This window comes from Actinomadura sp. DC4 (genome assembly GCF_030406325.1).
Lineage (GTDB): Bacteria > Actinomycetota > Actinomycetes > Streptosporangiales > Streptosporangiaceae > Actinoallomurus.
This window is the reverse complement of sequence record NZ_JAUEQY010000019.1, coordinates 1-23,969: the sequence shown is the minus strand read 5'-3', so window position 1 is coordinate 23,969 and position 23,969 is coordinate 1. Positions and strand designations below refer to the sequence as shown.

General features: G+C 72.5%; 26 protein-coding genes and 1 pseudogene. 13 read left to right on the top strand and 14 right to left on the bottom strand.

The window, feature by feature from the left end:
• Positions 1-177 precede the first annotated feature (177 nt).
• The 3 genes from rbfA to truB are packed head-to-tail and all read left to right on the top strand — an operon-like array spanning position 178 to position 2,548.
• A complete protein-coding gene (gene rbfA / locus QWU11_RS28220) occupies positions 178-660 on the top strand; it encodes a 30S ribosome-binding factor RbfA (protein ID WP_290117469.1) in 483 nt (160 codons plus the stop codon).
• On the top strand, positions 657-1,685 hold the full coding sequence (locus QWU11_RS28215) for a bifunctional oligoribonuclease/PAP phosphatase NrnA (protein ID WP_290117468.1): 1,029 nt from the start codon (positions 657-659) through the stop codon (positions 1,683-1,685). Before rbfA ends, QWU11_RS28215 begins: the two co-directional genes overlap by 4 nt.
• Entirely contained in the window at positions 1,682-2,548 is an 867-nt protein-coding gene (truB, locus tag QWU11_RS28210) for a tRNA pseudouridine(55) synthase TruB (protein WP_290117467.1), read from the top strand. The genes QWU11_RS28215 and truB overlap by 4 nt, the downstream gene beginning before the upstream one ends.
• Positions 2,549-2,607: 59 nt before the next feature.
• Here the strand turns inward: truB and QWU11_RS28205 are convergent, their stop codons facing one another.
• Positions 2,608-3,144, bottom strand: coding sequence for a CGNR zinc finger domain-containing protein (locus QWU11_RS28205; RefSeq protein ID WP_290117466.1), 537 nt, complete (start codon positions 3,142-3,144; stop codon positions 2,608-2,610).
• A gap of 80 nt (positions 3,145-3,224) precedes the next feature.
• Here QWU11_RS28205 and QWU11_RS28200 point away from each other — a divergent pair, with 80 nt between their 5' ends.
• The 6 genes from QWU11_RS28200 to dapB all read left to right on the top strand — a co-directional run bounded on the left by QWU11_RS28200 (position 3,225) and on the right by dapB (position 9,768).
• A complete protein-coding gene (locus QWU11_RS28200; protein WP_290117465.1) occupies positions 3,225-3,410 on the top strand; it encodes a hypothetical protein in 186 nt (61 codons plus the stop codon).
• A 129-nt stretch (positions 3,411-3,539) separates the two neighbouring features.
• On the top strand, positions 3,540-4,508 hold the full coding sequence (locus QWU11_RS28195) for a bifunctional riboflavin kinase/FAD synthetase (RefSeq protein ID WP_290117464.1): 969 nt from the start codon (positions 3,540-3,542) through the stop codon (positions 4,506-4,508).
• A gap of 228 nt (positions 4,509-4,736) precedes the next feature.
• A complete protein-coding gene (gene rpsO / locus QWU11_RS28190) occupies positions 4,737-5,006 on the top strand; it encodes a 30S ribosomal protein S15 (protein WP_290117463.1) in 270 nt (89 codons plus the stop codon).
• A 252-nt stretch (positions 5,007-5,258) separates the two neighbouring features.
• On the top strand, positions 5,259-7,604 hold the full coding sequence (locus tag QWU11_RS28185) for a polyribonucleotide nucleotidyltransferase (RefSeq protein WP_290117462.1): 2,346 nt from the start codon (positions 5,259-5,261) through the stop codon (positions 7,602-7,604).
• The gene (locus QWU11_RS28180) at positions 7,601-8,929 is read left to right on the top strand and encodes a pitrilysin family protein (protein WP_290117461.1); all 1,329 of its coding nucleotides are present in this window, start codon (positions 7,601-7,603) and stop codon (positions 8,927-8,929) included. The genes QWU11_RS28185 and QWU11_RS28180 overlap by 4 nt, the downstream gene beginning before the upstream one ends.
• Positions 8,930-9,027: 98 nt before the next feature.
• Positions 9,028-9,768 (top strand): 4-hydroxy-tetrahydrodipicolinate reductase, encoded by a 741-nt coding sequence (gene dapB, locus QWU11_RS28175; protein ID WP_290117460.1) that lies wholly within the window; start codon positions 9,028-9,030, stop codon positions 9,766-9,768.
• Here the strand turns inward: dapB and QWU11_RS28170 are convergent.
• Positions 9,765-10,499 (bottom strand): hypothetical protein, encoded by a 735-nt coding sequence (locus QWU11_RS28170; RefSeq protein ID WP_290117459.1) that lies wholly within the window; start codon positions 10,497-10,499, stop codon positions 9,765-9,767. The genes dapB and QWU11_RS28170 overlap by 4 nt on opposite strands.
• A 183-nt stretch (positions 10,500-10,682) precedes the next feature.
• Between QWU11_RS28170 and QWU11_RS28165 the strand changes: the two genes are divergently transcribed.
• On the top strand, positions 10,683-12,080 hold the full coding sequence (locus tag QWU11_RS28165) for an MFS transporter (RefSeq protein ID WP_290117458.1): 1,398 nt from the start codon (positions 10,683-10,685) through the stop codon (positions 12,078-12,080).
• A 390-nt stretch (positions 12,081-12,470) separates the two neighbouring features.
• Here QWU11_RS28165 and QWU11_RS28160 read toward each other — a convergent pair whose 3' ends face one another.
• Positions 12,471-13,340 (bottom strand): alpha/beta hydrolase, encoded by an 870-nt coding sequence (locus QWU11_RS28160; RefSeq protein ID WP_290117457.1) that lies wholly within the window; start codon positions 13,338-13,340, stop codon positions 12,471-12,473.
• Positions 13,341-13,427: 87 nt separating this feature from the next.
• Positions 13,428-14,336: a sigma-70 family RNA polymerase sigma factor gene (locus QWU11_RS28155; protein WP_290117456.1), complete on the bottom strand. Its 909-nt coding sequence runs from the start codon at positions 14,334-14,336 to the stop codon at positions 13,428-13,430.
• Between the two features lie 131 nt (positions 14,337-14,467).
• Here QWU11_RS28155 and QWU11_RS28150 point away from each other — a divergent pair, with 131 nt between their 5' ends.
• A complete protein-coding gene (locus QWU11_RS28150; protein WP_290117455.1) occupies positions 14,468-14,974 on the top strand; it encodes a MarR family transcriptional regulator in 507 nt (168 codons plus the stop codon).
• Here the strand turns inward: QWU11_RS28150 and modA are convergent.
• From modA to QWU11_RS28120, 6 genes are all read right to left on the bottom strand, one after another.
• On the bottom strand, positions 14,961-15,710 hold the full coding sequence (modA, locus tag QWU11_RS28145) for a molybdate ABC transporter substrate-binding protein (RefSeq protein ID WP_290117454.1): 750 nt from the start codon (positions 15,708-15,710) through the stop codon (positions 14,961-14,963). The genes QWU11_RS28150 and modA overlap by 14 nt on opposite strands.
• 48 nt (positions 15,711-15,758) lie before the next feature.
• Positions 15,759-16,787 carry an ABC transporter ATP-binding protein gene (locus QWU11_RS28140; RefSeq protein ID WP_290117453.1) on the bottom strand — a complete coding sequence of 343 codons (1,029 nt, stop codon included), beginning with the start codon at positions 16,785-16,787 and terminating at the stop codon, positions 15,759-15,761.
• Positions 16,784-17,560 (bottom strand): molybdate ABC transporter permease subunit, encoded by a 777-nt coding sequence (gene modB, locus QWU11_RS28135; protein WP_290117452.1) that lies wholly within the window; start codon positions 17,558-17,560, stop codon positions 16,784-16,786. The genes QWU11_RS28140 and modB overlap by 4 nt, the downstream gene beginning before the upstream one ends.
• 43 nt (positions 17,561-17,603) lie before the next feature.
• Complete coding sequence (locus QWU11_RS28130; RefSeq protein WP_290117451.1) at positions 17,604-17,987, bottom strand: TOBE domain-containing protein; 384 nt, start codon at positions 17,985-17,987, stop codon at positions 17,604-17,606.
• A gap of 65 nt (positions 17,988-18,052) precedes the next feature.
• Positions 18,053-18,919 carry a 1,4-dihydroxy-2-naphthoate polyprenyltransferase gene (locus QWU11_RS28125; protein WP_290117450.1) on the bottom strand — a complete coding sequence of 289 codons (867 nt, stop codon included), beginning with the start codon at positions 18,917-18,919 and terminating at the stop codon, positions 18,053-18,055.
• Between the two features lie 25 nt (positions 18,920-18,944).
• Positions 18,945-20,498, bottom strand: coding sequence for an MFS transporter (locus QWU11_RS28120; RefSeq protein WP_290117449.1), 1,554 nt, complete (start codon positions 20,496-20,498; stop codon positions 18,945-18,947).
• Positions 20,499-20,722: 224 nt separating this feature from the next.
• Here QWU11_RS28120 and QWU11_RS28115 point away from each other — a divergent pair, with 224 nt between their 5' ends.
• Positions 20,723-21,202, top strand: coding sequence for a MarR family transcriptional regulator (locus QWU11_RS28115; protein WP_290117448.1), 480 nt, complete (start codon positions 20,723-20,725; stop codon positions 21,200-21,202).
• A 49-nt stretch (positions 21,203-21,251) separates the two neighbouring features.
• Entirely contained in the window at positions 21,252-21,944 is a 693-nt protein-coding gene (gene ung, locus QWU11_RS28110) for a uracil-DNA glycosylase (protein ID WP_290117447.1), read from the top strand.
• 369 nt (positions 21,945-22,313) lie between these two features.
• On the opposite strand, the gene QWU11_RS28105 is transcribed toward ung, so the two are convergent.
• From QWU11_RS28105 to QWU11_RS28090, 4 genes and pseudogenes are all read right to left on the bottom strand, one after another.
• Positions 22,314-22,451 (bottom strand): hypothetical protein, encoded by a 138-nt coding sequence (locus QWU11_RS28105; RefSeq protein WP_290117446.1) that lies wholly within the window; start codon positions 22,449-22,451, stop codon positions 22,314-22,316.
• Between the two features lie 26 nt (positions 22,452-22,477).
• Positions 22,478-23,008 (bottom strand): GNAT family N-acetyltransferase, encoded by a 531-nt coding sequence (locus QWU11_RS28100; protein ID WP_354670914.1) that lies wholly within the window; start codon positions 23,006-23,008, stop codon positions 22,478-22,480.
• 105 nt (positions 23,009-23,113) lie between these two features.
• A complete protein-coding gene (locus tag QWU11_RS28095; RefSeq protein WP_290117444.1) occupies positions 23,114-23,638 on the bottom strand; it encodes a CGNR zinc finger domain-containing protein in 525 nt (174 codons plus the stop codon).
• A 46-nt stretch (positions 23,639-23,684) separates the two neighbouring features.
• Positions 23,685-23,969: pseudogene (locus QWU11_RS28090) on the bottom strand (hypothetical protein); the annotation flags it as partial.

Sequence of the window (23,969 nt, the reverse complement as noted above, 5' to 3'; positions counted from 1 at the left end):
GGACACAAGTGAAGAAACCGTGGCCGAGGCACCTGGTCACGGCCGATGGAGAAGGACCCGTGACCGGGTGCGCGGAACGCGGCACCCCGGTCACCGGTACGACGAAGGAGGACCCGTGACCGGGCGCAGCGCCGTTCGACGCGACAGCGCGGTCACCGGGGCGACGAAGGAGGAGCGGTGACCGATCCCGCGAGGGCTCGCAAACTCGCAGACCGGATCCAGCAGATCGTCGCGGAGATGCTGGAGCGGCGGATCAAGGACCCGCGGCTCGGCTTCGTCACCGTGACGGACGCCCGGCTCACCAACGACCTGCGGGACGCGACGGTCTTCTACACCGTCTACGGCAGCGACGCCGAGCGCGCGGACAGCGCCGCGGCGCTCGACAGCGCCAAGGGCGTGATCCGCTCGGAGGTGGGCAAACGCACCGGCGTACGCCACACGCCGAGCCTGACGTTCGTACCGGACGCCCTGCCCGACAACGCGCGGCAGATCAACGATCTGCTCGCCAAGGCGCGCGCCGCCGACGAGCAGGTGGCCAAGGTCGCCGAGGGCGCCCTTCCCGCAGGGGAGGCCAACCCTTACCGGGAGGCGCGTTCCGAGGAGGATGTTGACGAAACAGACGGCGACGATGCCGACAACGCGGGATACTCCGGGTCGTGAACTCCGCGCCGGGTAGCGCCGCAGCCATCACCGCCGACGAATGGGAGCGGGCGGTCGCCTCGATCGAGGAGGCCCAATCGGTCTGCCTGGCCTGTCACGTCTGCCCGGACGGCGACGCCCTCGGGTCGATGCTGGCCTTCGCGCAGGCGCTGCGGACGCTGGGCAAGCCGTTCACGGCCTCCTTCGGCGACGTGTTCGTCGTGCCGCGGATCCTGCGGTTCCTGCCCGGTCTCGACCTGCTCACCGACCCGGACGCCTACCCGGCCGACCCGGACGTCATGGTCACGTTCGACGCGGCCAGCCGCGACCGGCTCGGCAGCCTCGCGGCCAACGCCCGCAAGGCGCGGGAGGTGATCGTCCTCGATCACCACTCGTCCAACACCCGGTTCGGCACGACGCACCTCGTCGACCCGGCCGCCGCGGCCACCGCGGCGGTCGCCGAGGAGTTCGTGGCCCGGCTCGGCGTTCCTCTCACCCACGACATCGCCCTGGACCTGTACGTCGGCCTGGTCACCGACACCGGCTCGTTCAAGTACGCCGCGACCACCCCCGAGGTGCACGCCCTCGCCGGGCGGCTGCTCGCCACCGGCATCCGGCCCGAGGCCGTCGCCCGCGAGGTCTGGGACCGCGCCCCGTTCGGCTACCTCCCGGTGCTGGCGGCGTCGCTCGGCCGGGCCCGGCTCGAACCCGACGTCGCCGGCGGCCTGGGCATGGTCTGGACGACGGTGACCCGCGCCGACCGCGCCGAGCACACGCTCCCGTACGACCTGCTGGAGAGCGTGATCGACGTCGTACGGCGCACCGACGAGGCCGAGGTCGCGGTCGTCTTCAAGGAGGACGACGAGGGGGCCTGGCAGGTCTCCACCCGTTCCAAGGGCCGCGTCGACGTCGGCATGGCGTGCGTCGCCCTCGGCGGCGGCGGCCATCCGACCGCGGCCGGCTTCACCCTGCACGGCGAGGTCGAGCACGCGGTCGAACGACTACGCGAGCTCCTCACCCAGATCGAGGTCGCCACCCGCTCATGAACGGACTTGTCATCGTCGACAAGCCGGCCGGCTGGACGTCCCACGACGTCGTGGGCAAGATGCGCCGGCTGGCGGGCACACGCAGGGTCGGGCACGCGGGCACGCTCGACCCGATGGCCACGGGCGTACTCATCATCGGGGTCGACAAGGCCACGCGTCTGCTCGGCCACCTGGCGCTGACCGAGAAGTCCTACGACGCGGTCATCAGGCTCGGCCGGTCCACCAACACCGACGACGCCGAGGGCGAGGTCACCGCGACCTCTCCGGCCGCGGGGGTGACCGAGGACGACCTGCGCGCCGCGGTCGCCGACCTGACCGGGCCGATCGAGCAGATCCCGCCCCAGGTCAGCGCGATCAAGGTGGACGGCCGGCGGGCGTACAAACGGGTACGCGACGGCGAGGAGGTCGCGCTCAAGGCCCGGCCCGTCACCGTGTACGACTTCGCCATCGGCGACCTGAGCTACGCCGGGGACGTACTGGACGTCGCCGCCTCCGTGACCTGCTCCAGCGGCACGTATATCCGCGCGCTGGCCCGCGACCTCGGCGCGGCCCTGGGTGTGGGCGGCCACCTGAGCTACCTCCGCCGCACCCGTGTGGGCCCGTACGACCTCCCGCAGGCCCGTACGATCGAGCAGCTCACCGAGGAGCTCACGGTGCTGCCGCTGGCCGAGGCGGTCTCGGCGGCCTTCCCGCGCCTGGACGTGTCCGAGGACGACGCCCGCAAGATCGCCCACGGCGGCCGCCTGGGCGCGACGGGCCTTGGCCCGGGCCCGATCGGGGTCTTCGGCCCGGACGGCACGCTGCTGGCCCTGATGGAGGAGCACGGCCCGGTCGCCAAGCCCCTGGCCGTCTTCGTCCCCTGACCACCCCGTAGGCCGTGGAGCGCAACCTCCAGCGGGAGCCGGACCCGGTGGCCGCGCGCTTATCTCGTGCGCCGGCGGGCGCGGAAGGCCGCGACGTTGGTGCGGTTCGCGCACGCGTCGGAGCAGAACCTCCGCCGCCCGCCGCGTGAGTCGTCGGCGTAGACGCGGTCGCAGCCCGGCGCCGCGCACACGCCGATCCGGTCGATGCCGTGGTCGCAGAGCAGCTCGGACAGGTTCATCAGCGTGGTCGCCCGGAACCGGTGCGCCAGGTCGACCTGCGGCGGCGCGTAGTGCAGGTGCAGGCCGAGCGCGTCGTGGTCGGCCAGGTGCGGATGCATCGGCACGTCCGTGAGCAGGCCGTTCAGCAGCTCCACGGCGGTGTCGAGGGAGCCGGCCTCGAAGAACGCCCGCAGCGTACGGGCCCAGGGCCGCAGCGCGGCGGCGGTGTCCGGCGTGAAGCCGTCGACGAAGAACCCGTGGTCGGCCAGGACGGTGCGCAGCGCCTCGTCGCCGTCGTCGCCCTCGGCGCTCGTCACGGCGTTGACGAGCGCGGCCGCGGCGCCGACGCCATGACTTTTGTAGCCCGTGACCCGCATCGCACCATCCTGCCCGACATTTGACCTTGTAAGCGTTATTATCGTGTTAATCATTACCCGAACGCATAGGCGGGATCCCGGTGACCGATCGCCCAGCTGACCGCCCCACCGCCTGCCCGGTCTGTGCCTGGCCCCTGGACCAGCCGTACGAGGTCGTCTCCCGGCACGCCACCTCCGAGGGGGTCGTGACCTACAGCCGGTGCGCCTGCGGCGAGATGCGCGTCGCCCTCCGGCCGTACGGCGGAGCGGAGATCCTCCGGCCCTGAACAGGCCGGTCGCATGGGGGGATTCGCCGGAACCGGCCCGATGTCACCCTCCGCGCTCCGCGCATGGCACGCTAGGGCGTGTCTGACAGCGGGACTCACGCCCTGGGAGCACCGCGAGAGGGGTGGACAGTGCGACGTTGGCATGGCCTCGACGACGTGCCCGCCGGGTGGGGCAGGTCGGTCGTCACCATCGGCGTTTTCGACGGTGTGCACCGCGGGCATCAGCGGCTCGTCGACCGTACGGCGGAGCTGGCCCACGAGCTCGGCCTGCCCTCGGTGGTGATCACTTTCGACCCGCATCCGGACGAGGTCGTACGGCCCGGCACGCATCCGCCGCTGCTCAGCACGCCCAAGCGGCGGGCCGAGCTGCTCGCCGGGCTCGGCGCCGACGCGGTGATGATGCTGCCCTTCACACTGGAGCTGTCCCGCATGGGCTCCGACGAGTTCGTCCAGTCGGTCCTGGTCGACCGCCTGCACGCGGCGCGCGTCGTGGTGGGGGAGGACTTCCGGTTCGGCCACCGCGCCAAGGGCGACGTCGTCCTGCTACAGGAGCTGGGCGGAAAGTATGACTTCGAGGCGGAGGGGGTCCCGCTCGTGGCCGACGGCCGGCCGATCTCGTCCACGCTGGTCCGCGAGTGCCTGGCCGCGGGTGACGTCGAAGGCGCCGCGCGCCTGCTGGGCCGTCCCCACCGCGTCGAGGGCGTCGTCGTCCGCGGCGCCCAGCGCGGGCGCGACCTCGGCTTCCCGACGGCGAACCTCGAGAGCCTGCCGCACACCGCGATCCCGCGCGACGGCGTCTACGCGGGTTTCCTCCAGTGCGAGGACTACGGCCGCCGGACCGGCGACCGATCCGCCGGATATCCGGACGCCCGCTGGCCGGCGGCGATCTCCATCGGGACCAACCCGACCTTCGAGGGCGGCGAGCGGACCGTCGAGGCGTACGCGCTCGACCGCGACGATCTCGACCTGTACGGCGCGCACGTGAGCGTGGACTTCACCGCCCGGCTCCGCGACACCCTCAAGTTCGACTCGGTCGAGGCCCTGACCGAGCGGATGCACCAGGACGTCGACCGGGCCCGTGAGCTGACCAGGGAGTGAGCGGGGCGCGGGAACACCGGGCCTTGGCACGGTGTTCAATCGTTAACGGGGTACCAGGTTTGACGTGGTACCGTGATTTGCCGCTGGGAAGTGACCGGCAGTAGTCGGCTGCCCCGCGGGTCGTGAGGGCTCGTCGAGCCGTCACCCTTCCACTCGGATGACTGTGGGTACGCATGGTTTCCGGGCGTTTCGACTTGATACCGCGTACCCGAACAGAGAAGGAGAGCCGTGTCGCTCGACACCGCCGCCAAGAAGAAGATCATGGATGAGTACGCCACGACCGAGGGTGACACCGGTTCACCCGAGGTGCAGGTGGCCGTGCTCACCAAGCGCATCAACGAGCTCACCGAGCACCTGAAGACCCACAAGCACGATCACCACAGCCGTCGTGGTCTGCTTCTGATGGTCGGCCGGCGTCGTCGCCTCCTGCAGTACCTGCAGAAGAAGGACATCACTCGATACCGTCAGCTCATCGAGCGTCTCGGCCTTCGCCGATAGCGGCGTAGAGGGAGCGGCGTTCGCCGCTCCCTCTCTTGTTTGACCGCGGCTCGCACGAAGCAGCTCGCACAACTACAGACAGAAAGAGCCCGTGACCGCCGCCCCTGGGTGCGTCGGGGGCCGGTCCTCGGTAGTGGCCATCGGAACCGGGCGGATCCGACGGCTTCGATCGAAGACCGGCACCTCTCCACAGAGCGTTGCACCCCCGGGAACCGGATGCGGGCGCCACCTAATCCAAGGAGGGTCCACATCGTGGAAGGTGTGAAGATCGCCGAAGCCGTCATCGACAATGGCGCTTTCGGTCAAAGAACGATCCGGTTCGAGACCGGGCGGCTCGCCCGCCAGGCGGCCGGATCCGCCGTCGTCTATCTGGACGACGACACCATGGTCCTGTCCGCGACCACGGCCTCGAAGAAGCCGAAGGACAACCTCGACTTCTTCCCCCTGACGGTCGACGTCGAAGAGCGCATGTACGCCGCCGGGCGCATTCCCGGCTCGTTCTTCCGTCGTGAGGGCCGGCCGAGCGAGGACGCCATCCTCACCTGCCGGTTGATCGACCGTCCGCTGCGTCCTTCGTTCAAGAAGGGCCTGCGCAACGAGATCCAGGTCGTCGAGACGATCCTGGCGCTCAACCCCGACCACCTGTACGACGTCGTCGCGATCAACGCGGCGTCGATGTCCACGCAGATCGCGGGCCTGCCGTTCTCCGGCCCGATCGGCGGCGTCCGCGTCGCCCTGATCGAGGGCCAGTGGGTCGGCTTCCCGACCCACACCGAGCTGGAGCGCGCGACCTTCGACATGGTCGTGGCCGGCCGGGTGCTGGACGACGGCGACGTCGCGATCATGATGGTCGAGGCCGAGTCGACGCCCCGCACGCTCACCCTGGTGGCCGACGGCGCCGCGGCTCCGACCGAGGACTCGGTCGCCGAGGGCCTCGAGGCCGCCAAGCCGTTCATCAAGGTGCTCTGCCAGGCACAGAGCCAGCTGGCCGCGCAGTCGTCCAAGGAGACGGCCGACTACCCGATCTTCCTGGACTACCAGGACGACGTGTACGCCGCCGTCGAGGGCGCCGTGCGTTCCGAGCTGGCCCAGGCGCTGACCATCGCGGGCAAGCAGGAGCGCGAGGGTGAGCTCGACCGGGTCAAGGCGCTCGCGATCGAGAAGGTCGGCCCGGACTTCGAGGACCGCGACAAGGAGATCAGCGCCTCGTTCCGCGCGCTGACCAAGAAGCTCGTCCGCGAGCGGGTCATCTCCGAGAAGGTCCGCATCGACGGCCGCGGGGTCAAGGACATCCGCCAGCTCACCGCCGAGGTCGGCGTGGTGCCGCGGGTGCACGGCTCGGCGCTGTTCGAGCGCGGCGAGACCCAGATCATGGGCGTGACCACGCTGAACATGCTCCGCATGGAGCAGATGATCGACACGCTCAACCCCGAGCGCACCAAGCGCTACATGCACAACTACAACTTCCCGCCGTACTCCACCGGTGAGACCGGCCGCGTCGGTTCGCCGAAGCGCCGCGAGATCGGGCACGGCGCGCTCGCCGAGCGCGCCCTGCTGCCGGTGCTGCCCACGCGCGAGGAGTTCCCGTACGCCATCCGGCAGGTGTCGGAGGCGCTCGGCTCCAACGGCTCCACCTCGATGGGCTCGGTCTGCGCCAGCACGATGGCGCTGCTGTCCGCGGGTGTGCCGCTGAAGCAGATGGTGGCCGGCATCGCCATGGGCCTCATCAACGAGGGCGAGGAGTACGTCACGCTGACGGACATCCTCGGCGCCGAGGATGCCTTCGGCGACATGGACTTCAAGGTCGCCGGCACCCGTGACCTCATCACGGCCCTGCAGCTCGACACCAAGCTCGACGGCATCCCGGCCGGCGTGCTGGCCGCAGCGCTCAAGCAGGCCAAGGGCGCCCGGCTCGCGATCCTGGACGTCATGCAGGAGGCCATCGAGGCCCCCGGCGAGATGAGCCCGAACGCGCCGCGGATCATCACGATCAAGGTCCCGGTCGACAAGATCGGCGAGGTCATCGGCCCCAAGGGCAAGATGATCAACTCGATCCAGGACGACACGGGCGCCGAGATCACGATCGAGGACGACGGCACGATCTACGTCGGCGCCACCGACGGCCCGTCGGCCGAGGCCGCGCGGCAGGCGATCAACTCGATCGCCAACCCGCACATGCCCGAGGTCGGCGAGCGTTACCTCGGCACCGTCGTCAAGACCACGACGTTCGGCGCCTTCGTGTCGCTGCTGCCGGGCAAGGACGGCCTGCTGCACGTCTCGCAGATCCGCAAGCTGCACGGCGGCGCCCGGATCGAGAACATCGACGACGTCATCAAGGTCGGTGAGAAGGTCCAGGTCGAGGTCACCGAGATCGACTCCCGCGGCAAGCTGTCGCTGGTGCCGGTCGAGGTCGTCGAGCGTGAGGCGGCCGAGGCCGCCGAGGGCGGCTCCGGTGCCCCGGAGGACTCCGCCGCGGGCGACGGGCAGCCGGAGGAGCGGCGTGAGAGCCGTGGCGGCGAGGGAGGCGGCGAACGCCCGCGTCGCCGGCGCACCCGCAGTGGCGGTGGCCGCGGCGACAGCGGCGACCGCAACTCATGACGGTCACGGCTCGGGAGCAAGAGCCTGGCTCGACGCTTACCGTTCACCCCGGCGCCGACGGCGCCGGGGTGGTTCGGCGGACCGTCCTGCCGGGCGGCCTGCGCATCGTCACCGAGACGATGCCGACCGTACGCTCGGTCGCCTTCGGCATCTGGGCGGGCGTCGGGTCGCGCGATGAGACTCCTCAGCAGGCCGGTGCCTCCCACTTCCTGGAGCACCTGCTGTTCAAGGGCACGCCGAAGCGCACCGCGCTGGAGATGTCCTCGCTGATGGACGCGGTGGGCGGCGAGATGAACGCCTTCACCGCCAAGGAGTACACCTGCTACTACGCGCGGGTGCTCGACTCCGACCTGCCGCTCGCCATCGACGTCGTCTCCGACATGGTGACCTCGTCGCTGATCGAGGGCCAGGACGTCGAGGCCGAACGCGGGGTGATCCTCGAAGAGATCGCCATGCACGACGACGACCCGACCGACGCGGTGCACGACGAGTTCGCGGCGGCGCTGTTCGGCGACGCCCCGCTCGGCCGCCCGATCCTGGGCACCGTCGAGTCGATCAGCGGCCTGGGCCAGGAGCGCATCGCCGGCTACTACCGCGAGCGTTACGTCGCTCCCAACCTCGTCGTCGCGGCGGCCGGCAACCTCGACCACGACGAGGTCGTAGGCCTGGTCTCCGCCGCGTTCGAGGGCAGCCTGGGCGACGCGGGCCGGTCGCCGAACGCCCCCCGTACGGGCGGCGCGGGCGCCGAGGCCAACCCTGGCGTCCACTCCCTCGACCGCCCCACCGAGCAGGCCAACCTGATCCTCGGCACGGTCGGCATCACCCGTACCGACGAGCGCCGGTTCGCCCTGGGCGTCCTGAACGCCGCGCTCGGCGGCGGCATGTCCTCGCGCCTGTTCCAGGAGATCCGGGAGAAGCGCGGGCTGGCCTACTCGGTCTACAGCTACAACTCCCAGTACGCCGACACGGGCACGTTCGGCGTGTACGCCGGCTGCCTTCCGGCCAAGGTCGACGAGGTCCTGGCGATCTGCCGCGACGAGGTCGCCAAGGTGGCCGCGGACGGCATCACCGCGGACGAGCTCGAACGCGGCAAGGGCCAGTTGCGCGGCTCGTTCGTCCTCGGCCTGGAGGACACCGGGTCGCGGATGAGCCGCATCGGCAAGAGCGAGCTGGTCTATGACAGCCTGCTGTCGGTGGACGACATCCTCGGCCGCATCGAGGCCGTCACCCTCGACGACGTGCGCGTCATCGGCGAGGAGGTCCTCGGCCGCCCGATGACGCTGAGCGTCATCGGTCCCTTCGAGGGCCGCGACTTCACGCTCTGACCTGTTCCCGTACGGTCCCGGACGATCTTCTGGGGCCGTACGGGACGGTCGTCTCCCGCCGGGCGATAGGCTGCGCCGAGGCGAGCGGGAGGAGAATCATGATCAAGGTCGGGGTGCTGGGTGCGCGCGGGCGCGTCGGCGCGGAGCTGTGCCGTGCCGTCGAGGCGGCGGAGGACCTGGAGCTCGTCGCGGCGGTCGACGTCGGCGACGCGCGGGACCCGCTCACCTCCGCCGAGGTGGCCATCGACTTCACCCATCCCGACGCCGTCATGGACAACCTGCGCTGGTGCGTCGAGCACGGTGTGCACGCCGTCGTGGGCACGACGGGCTTCGACGAGACCAAGCTGGAGACCGTACGCGGCTGGCTCGCCGACCACCCCGCCGTCAACGTTCTCATCGCCCCCAACTTCGCCGTCGGCGCGGTGCTGATGATGCACTTCGCGCAGAAGGCCGCTCCGTTCTTCGAGTCCGTGGAGATCGTCGAGCTGCACCACCCGAACAAGGCCGACGCCCCGAGCGGCACCGCCCGCCGTACCGCCGAGCTGGTCGACGCCGCCCGCGAGAAGGCCGGAGCGGACCGCTCCCCGGACGCCACGACGACCTCACTCGACGGTGCCCGCGGGGCCGACGTGGGAGGCGTCCATGTGCACGCCGTACGCCTGGCGGGCCTGGTGGCGCACCAGGAGGTGCTCCTCGGCGGACACGGTGAGACGCTGACCATCCGGCACGACTCGCTGAGCCGCGAGTCGTTCGGGCCGGGCGTGCTGCTGGGGGTTCGTCACGTCGCCGGGCTGCCCGGCCTGACCATCGGCCTGGAGTCCCTGCTCGGTCTCGCCTAACGGCCGAGGCGGGCGGCCAGGTCGGCGATCAGCTTGTGCACCGACTCGCCCGAGCCGTGCTGGAGATATCTCCGCACGCGGCCGAGTGTGTTGACGCGCGTGCCCAGCCCGAGGCCGGCGCGCATGTGCAGCGGGCCCGACCGGCCGGGCGGGCCCAGCCACCACATCGCCTCACGCGTGTGCCGCCGGAGCACCTCGCCCGCGTACGCTCCGGCCAGCACGACCAGGTCGCCGTCGGTGAAGTCCTCCTCGACGTCGCCGGGGGCCAGGCCGTGCACGCGGCGGCACTCCTCCAGCGCGTCGTCGAGCAGGACGAGTGACTCGATCGTCCCGTCGAGGCCGTTGTCGGCGGCGAACCGGTCGGCGTTCGCGGCCTGGAGCGAGTCCAGGTCGGGCGTGCCGTCGTGCAGGTTGGGAAAGCGCGCGGGGCGCCCGGCGGCCGGGTGCGGCCCGGACCTGCTCGCGAGCATCGCGGCGACGCCGCGGTCGCGCAGGAACTCCAGCACGCTCGACGGAGGCTCGCCGCTGCTGTGCAGGAGCACGGTCGAGCGCTGGCCGTCGCCGCCGAGCCGGTCCGCGTGCGCGAGGACCCCGGCGAGCTTGACCAGGAGCTGGACGTAGTCGAGCGCCTCGCGCTCCGGTGACCAGTGATCGCTCAGGATCCAGAGGCCCTGGTCACCGCCGGGTTCTCCCGTGACGAGGTCGACGTTGTCGAGGTCGGCGAGGCCCAAAGAGTGAACTCCGTAAGGGGGGAAGTGTCGCTTGGGGTGAGCATTGTCCCTCTCTCGTGGATCCAGGCGCATCACGACCCGCCGTGATCTCCCCAACGCGTCCACCGCCAGATCGCCCACCCCACGTCTCGGCATATACTTCTCAGACAGAACTATTGGGATTTGTCGAGTGATGGGGCATCGATGACGCGGTTGCTGACGGAGCCACCACGGCCGCAGGCCGTACGTGAGCATCGGAACGCACCGTGGTTCGCGGTCGGCTCGGTGTGCGTCGGCGCGTTCATGGGACAGCTCGACGCCAGCATCGTCACGCTCGCCTTCCCCGCGCTGCAGAAGGAGTTCCACGCCTCGCTCGCCGCAGCGCAGTGGGTGTCGCTGGCCTACCTCCTGGCCCTCGTCGGCCTCCTGGCCGGGGCGGGGCGCCTGGCGGACGTGGCCGGCCGCAAGCTCGTCTACCTGTACGGCTTCGCGGTCTTCACCGTCGCCTCGGTGGCCTGCGGCTTCGCGCCCTCGCTGGGGCTGCTCGTGGCCTTCCGCGTGGTGCAGGCCGCGGGCGCGGCCATGCTCCAGGCCAACAGCGTGGCCCTCGTGGTGACGAGCGTGCCACGGGCGAGGATGCGGGCGGCGCTGGGCATGCAGGCCGCCGCGCAGGCGCTGGGCCTCGCGCTGGGACCGACCGTCGGCGGCCTCCTGGTCGGCTCGGCCGGCTGGCGCTGGGTCTTCTGGGTGAACGTCCCGATCGGCTGCGCCGCCGTCGTCGTGGGCCGCTACCTGCTGCCTCGTACGCGCGAGCGCGCCGCCGCCACCCGCTTCGACTGGCCGGGCCTGCTCCTGCTGGCCGGGGCGAGCACCGCCGTGCTGTTCGCCGTCTCCGGGGCCTCCGGCCTCGGCCTGGCCTCCTGGTCGATCGGCGCGCTGCTCGTCACCGCGGTGGCCGCGACGGCCGGTTTCGCCGTACGCGAGCGACGCGCGCCCTCACCGCTGGTCGACCTGTCGCTGCTGCACGCCCCGGCGGTCTCGGCCGGGCTGGCCGGGGCGATGTGCGGCTACCTCGTGCTGTTCGGCCCGCTGGCGCTCATCCCGCAGATCCTCACCGCCCAGGGCGCGGCGTACGCCGGCCTGGTCCTGACAGCGCTCCCGGCGGGCTTCGCGCTCGCCGCCCTGACCGCCGACCGCGTCCTGCCCAAGAGCCTCGGAAACCGGCGTCGCTGCCTGCTCGGCGGAACCGTCGCGGCGCTCTCGGCCGCCGCCCTGAGCACGGGACCGTACGGCCCGGGCGCGACCGCACCGGCACTGGCCCTGCTCGGGATGGGCCTCGGGCTGTTCGTCCCGGCGAACAACGCCGCGATCATGGGCGCGATCCCACGCCACCTGGCGGCGACGGCGGGCGGCATGGTGAACATGACCCGCGGCGCCGGTACGGCCCTGGGCATCGCCTCGGTGACACTGGCCCTGCACGCGAGCGGGTCGGTCGCGGGGGGAGCGCGGGCGGCCTTCGCCGTGCTGACGGCGGCCGCGGTCCTCGCGACCGCCACCGGCCTGACCGCCCGCGCCGCGGGCGCGCCGGGCCCGCCGGCCTAGGCGTCACGAATCTCATCGGGACGGCTCCGGACCGGGCGTGTTGGCGCGTTCATCCCGGCCGGTGACACCGCGATCCCGCGCTGCCTGGGGGCGGCGGGTGCGGGCGCGGTCCTTGCGATCGTGGCCGGTCTGACCGGCCGCTTAGGCGTTCACGAAGCTCACAGGGTTGTTCCGGACCGGCCACGCCGGCGTGTTCGTCTCGGCTGGCGACGCCGCGATCTCGCGCCACCTGCCGAGGACGGCGGGGTGCCCACGAAACCCGCCACGACGCCTCCGGGCCGGTCGGCGACATCGTGATCCCGCGCCGCCTGCCGACGAACAGCGGGGGTGCGGGCGGCCGTCGCCGAGTCGGCCGCCACCCGCGCCCCCCGGAATCTCGAATCCGTCCGCCTAAGCGCCCACGAAGCCCGCCACGGCGCGTGCGAACTCGGCGGGCTGTTCCAGATGCCCGAAGTGGCCGCTGTCCTCCAGTACGACCAGTTCGGAGCCCGGGATCCCCTCGTGCAGCTCGGCCGCCCAGCGCGGGCCGCAGATGAAGTCGTGCCGGCCGACGATCACCAGGGCGGGCGTCGTGATCGAGCCGAGGAGCTCGCGGTCGTCGATGCCGATCGGGTCCAGCCGGTCGCCGAGGCCGGAGATGAAGAAGCCGCGCACCGCCTTTCGGGTCTCGGCGAACTCCCCGCGGCCCCAGTAGTCGGCGAAGTACGCGGGGAACAGCCCCTGGGCCGCCGAGGTCAGCGACTCGTCGTCGGAGATCTCGGGAACCGACCGCCAGGCGTCGAGGACGCCCGGGAGGGCCGGGTTGCCGGCGTTCCTCCGGGCGAACTCCTCCATCCCGGCGATCGCCTCGGCGACGTGTTCGGGCCCGGTCACCGGCGCGCTCTCGTACAGGATGATCCCGGCGAGCCGGTCGGCGTGCTTCAGCGCGTAGTGCTGCGCGACGAAACCGCCGTGGGAGTGGCCGAGGAGATGGACCCCCGGCACGCCCAGGTGGGTGATCAGCGCGTCCAGGGCGTCCGCGTAGCGCTCGCGGGTGTAGCCATGGGGATGCTTCGCGAGGCGGCCCGACGCGCCGGTCCCGATGGGCTCGGTGTAGACCATGGTCAGGTGCTCCTCCACGGCCGGCATCCTCAGGTAGTCCCACGCCATGCCGGGGCCGCCCGGGTGGGCCACGCACACCGGCCCGGTGCCGCTGACGTGGTAGCTCTGGACGATGCCACCGGCGTCGATGGTGTGCGTGCCCGGGGTCAGGGGATCCATGGAAGTCTCCGATCTCGTTCGGTGCTCAGGAACACCGGCAAGATGCGGAACGGCGGTCCGAGTTCGATTTCCCGAACGTGACCCTCGTCACACCCCGTGGAACAGCCGAAGCCGGTCGACCCGGCCCTCCCGCAGGCGCATGAGCCAGGCCACCGCCGGCGGGCAGTGCGCCGGGTCGTCCGGCGGGCTGATCAGGTCCATCTCCCAGATGACGAGGTCGCGGCCGGCGACCGCGTGGAGGAACCGCTGGCGTACGCCCGCGTCGAGGTCGTCGTCCATCCCCCGGAGCGCGAGGTCGTACCCGCCGCGTTCGCCCTGTCCGCCGACGATCTCGAACCGCGGCGACCACCGCTCGGCCGCCACCTCGGCCATCGCGCCGCGTTCGGCCGCGGCCAGGGTCTCGCGGGCCTCCCGGCCGGACGCCGCGGTCAGCGAGGCGGCGTCGTCGTGGGCCAGCGTCGCCGTCGCGAGCAGCGTGCCGGCCAGTTTGGCCCGCGCCTGGCTGAGCCGGCTGCGGACCGTGCCCACGGGCACCTCACACGCCGCCGCGATCTGCTCGTAGGAGGTGATGCCGCTGAAGTGGCGCAGCATGACGGCCATGCGGAGCGGCGGGGACAGTTCGTCGATCGCGTGCCAGACCCAGTCGCGCAGCGCGTGCTCCTCCATCACCTGCTCGGGCGTCGGCCCGCCGGGCGTCAGGTCGTCGGTGAACGGCACGGTGACCGGCGCCCGTAGCCGCATGCGGCACGCGTTGCGCACGATCATCCGCAGCCACGGCCCGGCGGCGGCCGGGTCGCGCAGGCCGCCGATCCGGCGCAGCGCGACGAGTGCCGCGTCCTGCAACACGTCGTCGACGTCCGGGCCGTGGCCGAGCAGGCTGAGCGCCACCGCCCGCATCCCGGCCTGATGCCGCGCCAGCAGGAGCCCGAGCGCGCCGACCTCCCCGGACCGCGCCCTGCGCGCGAGCTCGCTGTCCGACGGCGAAGCAGGCGGCACGCCGTCCTCCTCCCATCGCGAACCGGCGCGAAAGAGGGTACGACACCCGTATCGGCGCGCGTGACCACGCGCCCCCGCCGATCGGACGACACCGCACACTTATCCTCCCGATTAGGGGGACAATTACCGGTATGGGTCCTGTGAACCGATCGGCCGGGGTTCCGGCGGAGAGCGCCTCGGCGGACATCGGTGTGCTTCTCGCCGACACCGTCGCGCGGCTACGGCGCGCCATGCGCCGCGCCGCGCGGGCCGCCGACCCCGGAAACCCGCTGTCGGTGGCACAGCTCGAGGTCCTGTCGTGCGTGGCCGACCAGCCCGGCATCCGGCCCGGGCAGATCGCGCGGCGGCTCATGCTCGCCGCCAACTCCGTCACCACGCTCGTCAACGCGCTGCACACGCGCGGGCTGGTCGAGCGGACGCACTCCGCCGACGACGCGCGGGCGATCGCGCTCAGCCCCACCCCGGCCGGGCGGCAGGCGGTCGAGGGCTGGAAGACCACCAACACCGCCATCCTGCGGGCGGCCCTCGACCTGCTCGACGAGCGCAACCGGTCGGTGCTCGCCGAGGCGCTCCCGGGGATGCGCCAGCTCGCCGAGGCCGTCGACGCGCTCGCCGAGACGGGCCTCAGGCCGGAGTGAACCCGTATTTGCGAAGGATGGTCGTCGCGCCCGGCGAACCGAGCCAGGTCACGAAGTCTTTGGCCGCCGAGCCGTGCGTGCTGCGCCGTACGGCCGCGGCGAAGTAGGTCGCGACCACGTTCTGCTGCAGGGGGATGGGCACGCTGGTCGCCGACACCCCCGCCGAGCGCATGTCGGTCACGTAGACGATCCCGGCGTCGGCGGCGCCCGTACGGACGCGCGTGAGCACCGTACGCGCGTCGGCCTCCTCCGACCTCGGCCGTACGGTCACCCCGGCCTTGGCCAGCACCTGCTGCGCGTACCGGCCGACCGGGACGACCGGGCCGCCCAGGACGACGCGCAGGCCCGGCCTGGCCAGGTCCGAGACCCGCCGGATCCCGCGCGGGTTGCCCGGCGCGACCGCGATCGTCATCGAGCCGTGCGCGAACGGGCGGCGGTCGGAGATCTGCTCGGCGGCGATGTTCATCGACGTCTCGTCCGCGGTGGCCAGCACGTCGGCGTGCTCGTGGTCCGCGACGTCCCCGGCCATCTCCTGCGACCCGGCGAACTCGAACTGCATCGAGGTCACGTGCCGGTTGGCGATGCGGTACGCGGCGCCGAGCTCGCCGAACACGTCGGTCAGGGACGAGGCGGCCAGCACCTTGAGGGTGATGCGCTCGTCCCCCGAGGCGATGCCGCAGCCGGCCAGGGCCAGCGCCACCGCGAGGACCACGGCCAGGCGCGGGAAATACGGCATGCGCGCGATCTTAGGGCGCTTCGGCCGGTATGTGGGTGCAACGCGCCGTCAGGCCGGATACGCGTGGGTCTCGGTGGCCTTGACCGCGGCCCACACGGTGTCGCCCTCGGCCAGGCCGAGGTCGGCGAGCGCGGCCGGCGTGATGTCGGCCGAGGCCGGCAGCGGCCCGTCGAGGAGGATCCGCACCTGGTCGCCGTGCGGCTCGATCCCGGCGATCGCGGCCTCCCACAGGTTGCGCGGGCTGCCGTCCGGGCGCGTACGGAACAGCGCCACCGCCGACGGAGGGAAGGCGAGGAAGACCTCGCCGCTCAGGGACTCGGCCGCGCTGAGGGTGAGGTCGCCCAGCGCCACGTTGTGATCGTCGGCGCGGCCACGGTAGAGGTTCAGGCCGACGAGCCGGGCGACATAGTCCGTACGCGGGTGGCGGGCGACGTGCGCCGGGGCGCCCTCCTGCGCGATCCGCCCGTCCTCGATCACGATGAGCCGGTCGGCGAGCGCCATCGCGTCGAGCGGGTCGTGGGTGACGAGCAGCGACGCGCCCTCGAACTCGGCCAGGTGACGGCGCAGCCCGGCCCGGATCTCCCGGCGGGTGTCGACGTCGAGCGCGGACAGGGGCTCGTCGAGCAGCAGCAGCCGGGGCCGTACGGCCAGGGCGCGGGCGAGCGCGACCCGCTGCGCCTGCCCGCCGGACAGGGTCCGCGGCCGGCGCCCGGCGTGCTCGGCGAGACCGACGCGCTCCAGCCACTCGGCCGCGAGCCGCCTCGCCTCGCCCCTGCGCATCCCCTGGCAGCGCGGCCCGAACGCCACGTTGTCCAGCGCGGACAGGTGCGGGAACAGCAGGTAGTCCTGGAACACCATGCCGACGGGACGCCGGTCGGCCGGCCGGTGCCCCCACTCCTCGCCGCCGAACCGGATGTGCCCGCCGGACAGCGGGAGCAGGCCCGCGAGGACGCGCAGCGCGGTGGTCTTGCCCGCGCCGTTGGGCCCGAGGAGCGCCACGACCTCGCCCTCGGCGACGTTCAGCTCGATGTCGAGGGTGAACCCGGCGCGGCGTACGACCAGATGGGCGTCGATCACGAGACCCACCGCCCCCGCAGCCCGGCCAGGACGACGACGGAGACGGCGAGCAGGACGAGACTGAGCACGATCGCGGCTTGCGGGTCGGTCTCCAGCGCGAGGTAGACCGCCAGCGGCATCGTCTGGGTACGGCCGGGGTAGTTGCCGGCGAAGGTGATCGTCGCCCCGAACTCGCCCAGCGCCCGCGCCCAGCACAGCACCGCGCCCGCGCCGATGCCCGGCGCGATGAGCGGCAGCGTCACCCGGCGGAACGTCGTCCAGCGCGAGGCGCCCAGCGTGGCGGCCGCGTCCTCGTACCTCAGGTCCGCGGCGCGCAGCGCGCCCTCGACGCTGATCACCAGGAACGGCAGCGCGACGAACGCCTCGGCAACGACGACCCCGGTGGTGGTGAACGGCAGGGTCAGCCCGAACCAGCGGTACATCCACTGGCCGACCAGCCCGTTGCGGCCGAGGGCGAGCAGCAGCGCCACGCCGCCGACGACCGGCGGCAGCACGAGGGGGACGGTCACGAGCGCGCGGACCAGCCGGCGGCCGGGGAAGACGACCCGGGCGAGCACCCACGCGAGGGGTACCCCGATGACCAGGCAGAACAGGGTCGCGAGTGTGGCACAGACGATCGACAGCCGCAGGGCGTCGAGGATCTGCGGCTGGCCGAGCCGGGTGCCCATCGTCGACCAGGGCGCGCGGAACAGCAGGCCGACGACCGGAAGGACGAGGAAGACGAAGCCGGCGATCGCGGGCAGCACGAGCACCCAGGGTGCCCGCCGGCTCACGGCCGTACGCGCCGGGTCGCCGGGCCGGGGACCCTCTCGCCGATCACTCGGACCGCTCCACGACGACGTTGGTGGACTTGACGACGGCGACGGCGACCACGCCGGGTTCGAGCCCGAGGTCGTCGGCGGCCTCGCGGCTCATGAGCGAGACGACGCGGAAGGGACCCGCCTGGATCTCCACCTTGGCCATCACGCCGTCGCGTACGACGTCGGTGACGATGCCGCGCATGCGGTTGCGGGCGGAGGACAGGACGGCGTCGGGCTCGGCGGGCGAGCGGACGAAGGCCGCCAAGTCGACCCCTGCCACGATCCGGTGGCCGTGCTCGTCCCGCTCGGCGAGGAGCCGGCCCGAGTCGACCCATCGGCGGACGGTGTCGGAGCTGACGTCGAGAAGAGAGGCGACCTCACTGATTCGGAACACCGTCACGGCGGAGAGTATATCCCTCGCAGAAGCGGAGCATCTCCGACGAAACACCAGGCAGATGCGACCGCTCAGAGGGCGAGGCCGACGGCGAGGAGGACGCCGAAGATGATCTGCAGGCGGCCCGTCTCGCCCAGGACCGCGATCAGCTCCGGGCCCTTCGCGCCGCGCAGGACGCGCCGTACCGGCGAGATGGCCCACAGCGCGGCCGGCAGGCCGAGCATCGCCCACGGCTGGGCCACGGCCACGACCGGCACGCAGCAGAAGGCGGCGATGGCGCAGCCCGCGTACAGCAGGCGGGTGCGGCCGTCGCCCAGGAGCACCGCGAGGGTGCGCTTGCCCGCCTCCCGGTCGGTCGGGATGTCGCGCAGGTTGTTCACCACGAGCATCGAACACGACAGCAGGCCCACCGGCACCGCCGCCACCCAGACCGCCCACGGCAGCCCCTCCAGCTGCACGTACGCGGTGCCGACCACCGAGACCAGGCCGAAGAAGACGAACACCGAGATCTCGCCCAGCGCGCGGTAGCCGTACGGGCGGGAGCCGCCGGTGTAGAACCAGCCGGCCGCGATCGCCGCGGCGCCGATCAGCAGCAGCCACCACGAGGTGACCGCCGCCAGGACCAGTCCCGCCACCGCCGCCAGCAGGAAGCAGGCGGCCGCCGCGGCTAGCACCTGCTTCGGCGGCGCCACCTTCGAGCCCACGAGCCGCATCGGGCCCACGCGCACCTCGTCGGTGCCACGGATGCCGTCGCTGTAGTCGTTGGCGTAGTTGACGCCGATCTGCAGGAGCACGGAGACGAGCAGCGCGACGACCGCCCGCCACCAGATCGCGTGGCCGAACCCGATCGCGAGGCCGGTGCCGACCAGCACCGGGACGATCGAGTTGGGGAGCGTACGGGGCCGCGCGCCGGCGACCCACTGGGGGAGAGAGGCCACTACAGCGCCCGGATGGCGTCGAAGATCATGCCGGAGATTCTGCCGGACGGGTCTCGGGCGGCTGACGCAGGCCCAGGGTCAGGACGAAACCGATGCTCAGCAGGCCGGCGGTGACGAAGGCCGCGCGGTCGGTCGCGACCGCCAGGCTCTCGTCGGCCGCGCGCGCCACGCGCGGGTCGCCGTGGTCGAGGTCGCGGGCGAACGTCCCGGCGGAGTCGCGCAGCCGCTCGGCGTACGCGCCGCCCCTGCCCGGGGCCCCGGAGGCGCGCAGCCGGTCGGTCATGACGTGGCTCAGGCTCATCGCGAACACCGTGCCGATCAGCGCGATGCCCACCGCCGACCCGACCTGCCGCGCGGTCGACTGGGTGCCGGAGGCCAGGCCCGCACGAGCGGGCGGCACGTCGCGCAGGATGATGCTCGTGAGCTGGGCCGTCGTGAGCCCCAGCCCGATGCCGTAGATCAGCATCCAGGGCGCGAGCGCGTACCCGGTCGTGTCGGCGCGCGTCGTCAGCCCGATGAGGACCACGGCGACGATCTCCAGGGCCATCCCGCTCTGCAGCATCCGCACCGCGCCGAGACGCCGGGACAGCCGCGCCGCGAAACCGCCGGTCAGCAGGGTCCCGAGGGCGAGCGGCAGGATCGCCACGCTCACCTGGAGCGGCGAGTCGCCGTGCACGTCCTGGAGGAAGAGCGGAAGCGTGAACATCAGCCCGAGCTCGCCCACACTGATCAGCGAGGCGGCCGCGTTGCCCCGGCCGAAACCGGGGATGCGGAACAGTGACAGGTCCAGGACGACCGGGCGGCCCGCGGCGGCCCGCGAGCGCTCGACGGCGAGGAGCGCGCCCAGCGCCGCGACGCCCGCGGCCAGCGCCACGGGCACGGGCGACAGGCCGCTCTCCCAGCGCACCGGGCCGGCCGAGAAGGGGCGGGTGAGCCACCACCAGCCGTACCGCTGGCCCTCGATCAGCGCGAACACGACCGCGGCGAGGCCGGCCGCGCTGAGCAACCCGCCGCTCCAGTCGATGCCGCGCGGCGCCGTACGGTCACGGGTCTCGGGGACCAGCAGGAGCGCGCCGACGGCCACCACGGCGCCGAGCGGGAGGTTCACCGCGAACGCCCAGCGCCAGCCGTACGACGTGGCGAGCCAGCCGCCGAGCAGCGGTCCGACGGCGGCCATGCCGCCGATGAGCGAGCCCCAGATGCCGAACGCGACGGCCCGGTCGCGGCCCTTGAACACCGCGGTCACGGTCGAGAGCGTGGCCGGCAGGATCATCGAGGCGCCCACGCCCTGGAGCAGGCGAGCGCCGATGAGGGCCGAGCCGCTGCCCGAGGCGGCGGCGAGGAGGCTGGCCGCGACGAACACGACCGTGCCGAGCACGAACATCCGCCGCCGCCCGTACATGTCGCCCGCCATCCCGAAGGGGATCAAAAGGGCGGCGAAGACGAGGGAGTAGATCGAGGTGACCCACTCCGCGCCGGCCGTCGTCAGGCTCAGGTCACCGACCACGCGCGGCAACATGACGTTGACGATCGTGGCGTCGATGATGATCAGCGAGACACCGAGACCGATGATCACCATGCCCAGCCATCGACGGCGGTCAGGGGTGCCGATGGCGGGTGCGGGAACGGCCGGAGCCGCGCTTACAGTCATTGGGTTCTGGGCCGGTCTGCTCGACTCTGGGCGGTTGTTCGCCGCCGAACGGTTCGACCTCAACATACCCCCGCCCTCTGAAAGCCCCTCTCCGGGGCGGTTCCCCGCCCCGGCCGCTGGCCTCGCGGACCGAGAGCACGGACAATGTCGCCGTGGGTGACTCTGATGCCGATCCCGAGACCATGCCGCTCTCGCGCCTGCTGGCGGTGGCCGGACACGTCGTGGCCATCCGCTGGCAGAGGTTCATGGGAGGCTACGGCCTCACGCCGCACGGCCTGGCGGTGCTGGCCTCCCTCGAGCACGGCTCCGCGCTGACCCAGCGTGAACTGGCCAGACGCTGCGGCGTCGCACCGTCGACCCTCAATCACACGGTAGACCACCTGACCAGGTCGGGATGGGTCGAGCGGGGCCGCGACGCCGCCGACCGCCGTCTCGTACGCCTGGCGCTGACCGAGACCGGGCGGCGGCACCTCCGGCAGGTGCAGGAGGCGGCGGACCGGCAGATCGAGCCGATGCTCGACCACCTGGCCCCCTCCGACGAGCCGGCCGTACGCCGGTTCCTCCTCGAGACGGTGACGCGTTTCCAGGAGATGGACGAAGATCATTCGACCGTGCTCGGCTATCCGCTGTAGCCGGTGTGTTCGGGGGTCGTGTGTCAGTGCCCGCTGTTAGTTTCGGCACATGTCCTTCGACCTTCTGGAGCTCCTGCCCGACCAGTGGCGCGACCTCATCGAGCCGCTGCTCGACGCCGACGCCACGCGCCGCCTCGGTGAGTTCGTGTCCGCCGAGTACGCCGGGCAGACCGTCTATCCGGCCCAGCCGGACCTGTTCAGCGCCTTCCGGCTGTGCTCGCCCGACGAGGCGCGCGTGCTCATCCTGGGCCAGGACCCCTACCACGGGCCCGGCCAGGCGCACGGCCTGAGCTTCAGCGTCCGCGAGGGCGTGCGCATCCCGCCGTCGCTGCGCAACGTCTTCAAGGAGCTGCGCGACGACCTCGGCGTCCCGATGCCGTCCGGCGGCGACCTGACCCCCTGGGCCGGGCGCGGGGTCCTGCTGCTCAACGCGGTGCTGACCGTCCGCGCGGGCAAGGCGGGCTCGCACGCGGGCCAGGGGTGGGAGGAGTTCACCGACGCGGTGATCCGGGCGCTGGACACCAAGGAGGAGCGCGTGGTGTTCGTGCTGTGGGGGGCCTACGCCCGCAAGAAGCGCGACCTGGTGACCAACCCCCGGCACGTGGTCCTGGAGGCCGGCCACCCGAGCCCGATGAACCCGCGCGGCTTCCTCGGCACCCGCCCGTTCAGCGCGGTCAACAAGGCCCTGGCCGACGCCGGCCGCCCCGAGATCGACTGGACCCTCGACGAGAAGATCTTCTGACCGTCCCCCGTCAGCCGGAGCGCCGGTCCGCGTGTCTGCGCAGGCGTGCGCTCGATGATCGTCTCCGCCGTCCTGCTCGCTCTCACGACCGGGTGCGGCGGCGGGGCCGGCCGCGGACGCGCGGACGGCCTCCCCGTCCCCGGCCGGGTCGCCCTCCTCGCCACCGGTCGCGTCCGGGACGGTGCGGAACCACGACACGAGCTTCCGCGTCCGCGTGGCCTCCGTACGGACCGCCGCCCGCCTTCGCCGGCGGGGGCAGCGGCTCGTGATCGTGACGGTCCCCGCGAAGAACGTCGGAAAGTGGCCGAGCCGCCTCGACCGGGGCGACGCCGGGCCGGTCGACCTCCTCGGCACGGACGGCAGGACGTACTACCCGAAGGTGTCCTTCGCCGCGAGGACCCGCATCTTCCCCGGGCGGTCGCTGACCGAGCCCTGCGTCTTCCCGGTCCCCGCGGCGACGAGGCCGGCGGCCGTGACGCTGTTCGGCCACGTCGGGGAGCCCTTCACGGGTGGACCTGAAGATTCTGTGAGGCTCAGGCGACGCCCGTGTGGAGGCGGACCATCGCGACCGGTTCGCCCAGGTCGCCCTTGCTGTGGGCGCCGTCCGGCGCCCAGCCGGACGAGACCAGGAAGGCCCGCAGCACCTCGTCGGCCGCGAACAGCCAGGTGACGGCCGTCGTGCAGCCGTCGTCGCGCAGGTGGTCGACGGTCGCGGCGAGCAGGCGGCTGCCGTGGCCCGCCCGGCGGTGCCGCGGGTCGACCATCAGCGTCAGCAGCTCACCCGTCGTCTCCGGGTCCTGGTCCGGGTCGCCGGCCGGGCCGTGCGCCGCGAAGCCGGTGATGACGCCCTCGTCGACCGCGACCAGCAGCCGGTGCCGCGGGCTCGGCGGCGCGGCCACCGCCTCCGCCCAGCGCGAGCGCCACAGGCCGAGGGCCTCCGCGCTCGTCAGCTCGGCCAGGGCCGAGGCGGGCAGGATCGTCCCGTAGCCCTCGCTCCAGGCGCGTACCTGGATGTCGGAGACGGCCTCGACGTCACCCGGATAGGCCGGGCGTACCCCCACCACACTCAACGGACTTCCCGTTCGTATCGGATCTCCGGCGTCACGTGGCCGTGGCGCTCGGTGATCTCCTTGTCGTACCGCTTCGCACGCACTCTAGGGCCTGTGGCGTCAGGGGCTGAGTCCGCGCCGCGCGCGGTAGGCGCGTGTCTTGGTCCGGTTGCCGCACATGCGCATCGAGCACCACGTGCGCGAGCGGTTCTTGGAGGTGTCCAGGAACGCCCACCGGCACGACGTCGCGCGGCACACCTTGAGCCGCGGCCAGGTGCCGTCGGCCGCGGACGTCATCACCGCCACCGCGACGCGGGCGAGCGCGCCCCGCACCCCGCCGTGCAGGGGGACGAGGGCCGGTCCGTCGAGCGACATCCGCAGCGGCAGCGCGGCGAGCAGGGCGTCGAGGTCCGGTCGCCGGGCCGCCGTCTCCTGGTGCCCCAGCATGGCCGCGCGCAGGCCCTCGCGGAGCGCGACCGCCGTGCCGAGGTCGGCCTCCTCGGCCCGTGCGCCCGGCGCGGCCAGGCCGTGCTCGGACAGCCATCCGCCGAGGTCGGAGGGGGCGCCGAACTCGTCGATGTCGCACTGCAGGTCATAGGTGTTGACGAAGTCGCATAGCAGCAGGGCGCTCCTGGAACCCGCCATCCCGTCCTCCTCGACACCGGCGAAACCCGGTCACCGGTTGCGGACACTACCCGGTCGCGGCCACGAGCACGCGTGCGAGGCGGGCGGCGCCGTCCGCGAGCTCGGCCTCGCCGGACGCCGAGCCGTAGCTGAGCCGCAGCCGGGGCCCGGCCGGCTCGGCGGGGAAGTAGCGGCGGCCGGCACCGACCAGCACGCCGGCCCGCAGCGCGGCCTCGGCGACCGCGGCGTCGTCGGTGCCGGCGGGCAGCCCGGCCCACAGGTGGTGGCCGCCGCCCGGCAAGATCGGAAGAGAGGAGCGGGGGGGGGGGGAGGATGGGAGGAGGGGGTGGGG